The 3,410-nt window shown below is 59.1% G+C and carries 2 rRNA genes; both read left to right on the forward strand.

What is annotated here, in order from left to right:
- Positions 1-147: 147 nt before the first annotated feature.
- A 23S ribosomal RNA gene (locus JCM15908_RS11210) occupies positions 148-3,051 on the forward strand.
- Positions 3,052-3,200: 149 nt separating this feature from the next.
- Positions 3,201-3,312, forward strand: a 5S ribosomal RNA gene (rrf, locus tag JCM15908_RS11215).
- Positions 3,313-3,410: the final 98 nt, after the last annotated feature.

A 3,410-nucleotide genomic window follows, 5' to 3' on the forward strand; every position in this document is an offset into this window, starting at 1 on the left:
ATGATCTTTGACATATTGACACAAGCAAGACTGTAATGTAACAGAGTCGGGGACTTCCGGGAGTCCGGCGCGCCGCGCCGTCCTCCCGAGTCCCGGCTGAAAGTATGAGCAGCACGGCGGCCCGGGTTTTCCCGGTCCGCCGTTGCGGAGAAAGTATGGAAGGGCGCATGGCGGATGCCTATGCTCACGGAGGCGACGAAGGACGCGATAAGCTGCGATAAGCCGCGGGTAGGTGCAAATGACCTGTGATCCGCGGATTTCCGAATGGGACAACCCGCCGGGCCTCATGCCCGGCATTGCCGCCCAGAGGCGGCAAGGCCAACGCAGGGAACTGAAACATCTTAGTACCTGCAGGAAAAGAAAATAACAATGATTCCCCCAGTAGTGGCGAGCGACCGGGGAGCAGCCCAAACCGTCCGCGTGGCGACGCGCGGCCGGGGTTGTAGGACCGCATTGTCGCACCTTGGTTGTGAGGGGAAGCGTCTGGAAAGTCGCACCGCAGCGGGTGACAGTCCCGTACCCGAAGCACGAGAGGGCGTAGCGGCATCCTGAGTAGCGCGGAGCACGAGGAATTCTGCGCGAATCCGCCGGGACCATCCGGCAAGGCTAAATACTCCCGTGAGACTGATAGTGTACCAGTACCGTGAGGGAAAGGTGAAAAGTACCCCGGGCAGGGGAGTGAAATAGTTCCTGAAACCATGCGCCTACAAGCGGTCGGAGCCACTTTTTGTGGTGACGGCGTGCCTTTTGCATAATGAACCTACGAGTTACCGTGTCTGGCAAGGTTGAGGGCCTCAGTCCCCGAGCCGCAGTGAAAGCGAGCCTGAAGAGGGCGGATAGTCAGATGGGGTAGACGCGAAACCAAGTGATCTACACATGGCCAGGTTGAAGTCCCGGTAACACGGGATGGAGGACCGCACGGATAAGCGTTGAAAAGCTTCCCGATGAGCTGTGTGTAGGAGTGAAAGGCCAATCAAACTTGGAGATAGCTCGTACTCCCCGAAAGGCATTTAGGTGCCGCGTGCGGCGTTCCCCGCAGGAGGTAGAGCGACCGATAGGTCGAGAGGGCTTCGCCGCCTATCGAGACCTGACGAACTCCGAATGCCTGCGGGCCGGAGCCGTGCAGTAAGGGGGCGGGTGCTAAGGTCCGTCCCCGAGAGGAGAAGAATCCAGACCGCCGTCTAAGGTCCCGAAATTCTGTCTGAGTTAGTCTAACGAGGTCTGGTCCCGGTGACAGCCAGGATGTTGGCTTGGAAGCAGCCATTCATTCAAAGAGTGCGTAACAGCTCACTGGTCGAGGGTCCGGGCATGGATAATAATCGGGTATAAGTCAGATACCGAAGACGCGGGATAGCAATGTATATTGAAAGTATCGGTAGGGGAGCATTCCATGCCGCGCCGAATGGTTCGGGCGACCGCTCCTGGAGCGCATGGAAAAGCAAATGTAGGTATAAGTAACGACAAGGGGGGTGAGATTCCCCCCCGCCGCAAGACCAAGGTTTCCCGGGCTATGCCAATCAGCCCGGGGTCAGTCGGGCCCTAAGCCTCAGCCGAACGGCGATGGCGATGGCAGATGCGGTCAACATTCCGCAACTTGCGGCAGCAGCGACGTGGTGACGGAGGAGTGACACCGCCGCGCCCTGACGGAATAGGGCGCTTAAGCGTGTAGGTGTCGAGGGGGGCAGGCAAATCCGCCCCCCGAGCCGAGGCGCGAAAGTACGCCCCCTCCCCCGGGAGGGGGCGAGCGCGGGTAATCATACTCCCTAGAAAATCCGCTAAGCACATGCTGCCGCAACCCGTACCGCAAACGGACACACGTAGTCGGGTAGAACATACTGAGGCGTTGAGAGACTCATGGTTAAGGAACTAGGCAAACTGACCCCGTAACTTCGGGATAAGGGGTCCTCATGGCGACATGAGGCGCAGAGAATAGGTCCAGGCAACTGTTTAACAAAAACACAGGGCTGTGCAAACTCGAAAGATGACGTATACAGCCTGACACCTGCCCGGTGCCGGAAGGTTAAGAGGAGCCGTCAGCCCCTTTGGGGTGAAGCGGCGAATTGAAGCCCCGGTAAACGGCGGCCGTAACTATAACGGTCCTAAGGTAGCGAAATTCCTTGTCGGGTAAGTTCCGACCTGCACGAATGGTGTAATGATCCGGACGCTGTCTCAACCATGATCTCAGTGAAATTGTAGTATCGGTGAAGATGCCGATTACCCGCGATGGGACGAAAAGACCCCGTGAACCTTTACTGCAGCTTAGCACTGACCTCGGTCATCCGATGTGTAGGATAGGCCGGAGGCTTCGAAGCGTGCGCGCCAGCGTTCGTGGAGCCGCCCTTGAAATACGGCCCTTTGGCTGTCTGAGGTCTAACGCGCCTTTGGCGCGGACACTGCTTGGCGGGCAGTTTGACTGGGGTGGTCGCCTCCAAAAGCGTAACGGAGGCTTCCAAAGGTGCCCTCGGGCCGATTGGTAACCGGCCTTACAGAGTGCAATGGCATAAGGCGCTTGACTGGGAGGCAGACATGCCGAGCAGGCAGGAAACTGGGGCATAGTGATCCGGTGCAAGTGCATGGAAACTGCATCGCTCAAAGGATAAAAGGTACTCCGGGGATAACAGGCTGATCCCCCCCAAGAGCTCATATCGACGGGTGGTTTGGCACCTCGATGTCGGCTCGTCACATCCTGGGGCTGGAGAAGGTCCCAAGGGTTGGGCTGTTCGCCCATTAAAGTGGCACGCGAGCTGGGTTCAGAACGTCGTGAGACAGTTCGGTCTCTATCTATCGTGGGCGCGGGAGTTTTGCGCGGTGCCGTCACTAGTACGAGAGGACCGTGACGGACAGACCTCCGGTCTGCCGGCTGTGCCGCCAGGTGCACCGCCGGGTATCTGAGTCTGGAATGGATAAGCGCTGAAGGCATCTAAGTGCGAAGCCATCCGCAAGATGAGAGCTCCTCATGAGGGCCGTCAGAGACGATGACGTCGATAGGGTGCAGGTGTAAAGACGGCGACGTCAAAGCCGAGCACTACTAATTGCCCGAAACTTTCCCGCATGCGTTCGTACTTCTGGCCGCGGCGCCAGCGGTCCCCCCTGTTCGTTGCCGTCCTTGCTTGTGCGATACGTCATCCCATACGGCGGACGCGGCGCGGTGCGCCGGTCCGGTCAGCCTGATGAGGGCTGACGGTCCGCCGGCCAGACATTCAGGTGGTTATTGCTGCGGGCCCCACCTCTTCCCATTCCGAACAGAGAAGTTAAGCCCGCCTGCGCCGATGGTACTGCAATGCAATGCGGGAGAGTAGGTGGCCGCCTCCTTTCACGGGTCCCCCTCCGCCTTACGGCGGAGGGGGACCCTTTTTGTCTTTGTTTTTTTGGGGCGGACGGCGGGCCATGCGCGGGGCGGGCAGGAGAGG

Source organism: Prevotella dentasini JCM 15908, from assembly GCF_000614065.1.
GTDB classification, from domain to species: Bacteria; Bacteroidota; Bacteroidia; order Bacteroidales; family Bacteroidaceae; genus Prevotella; species Prevotella dentasini.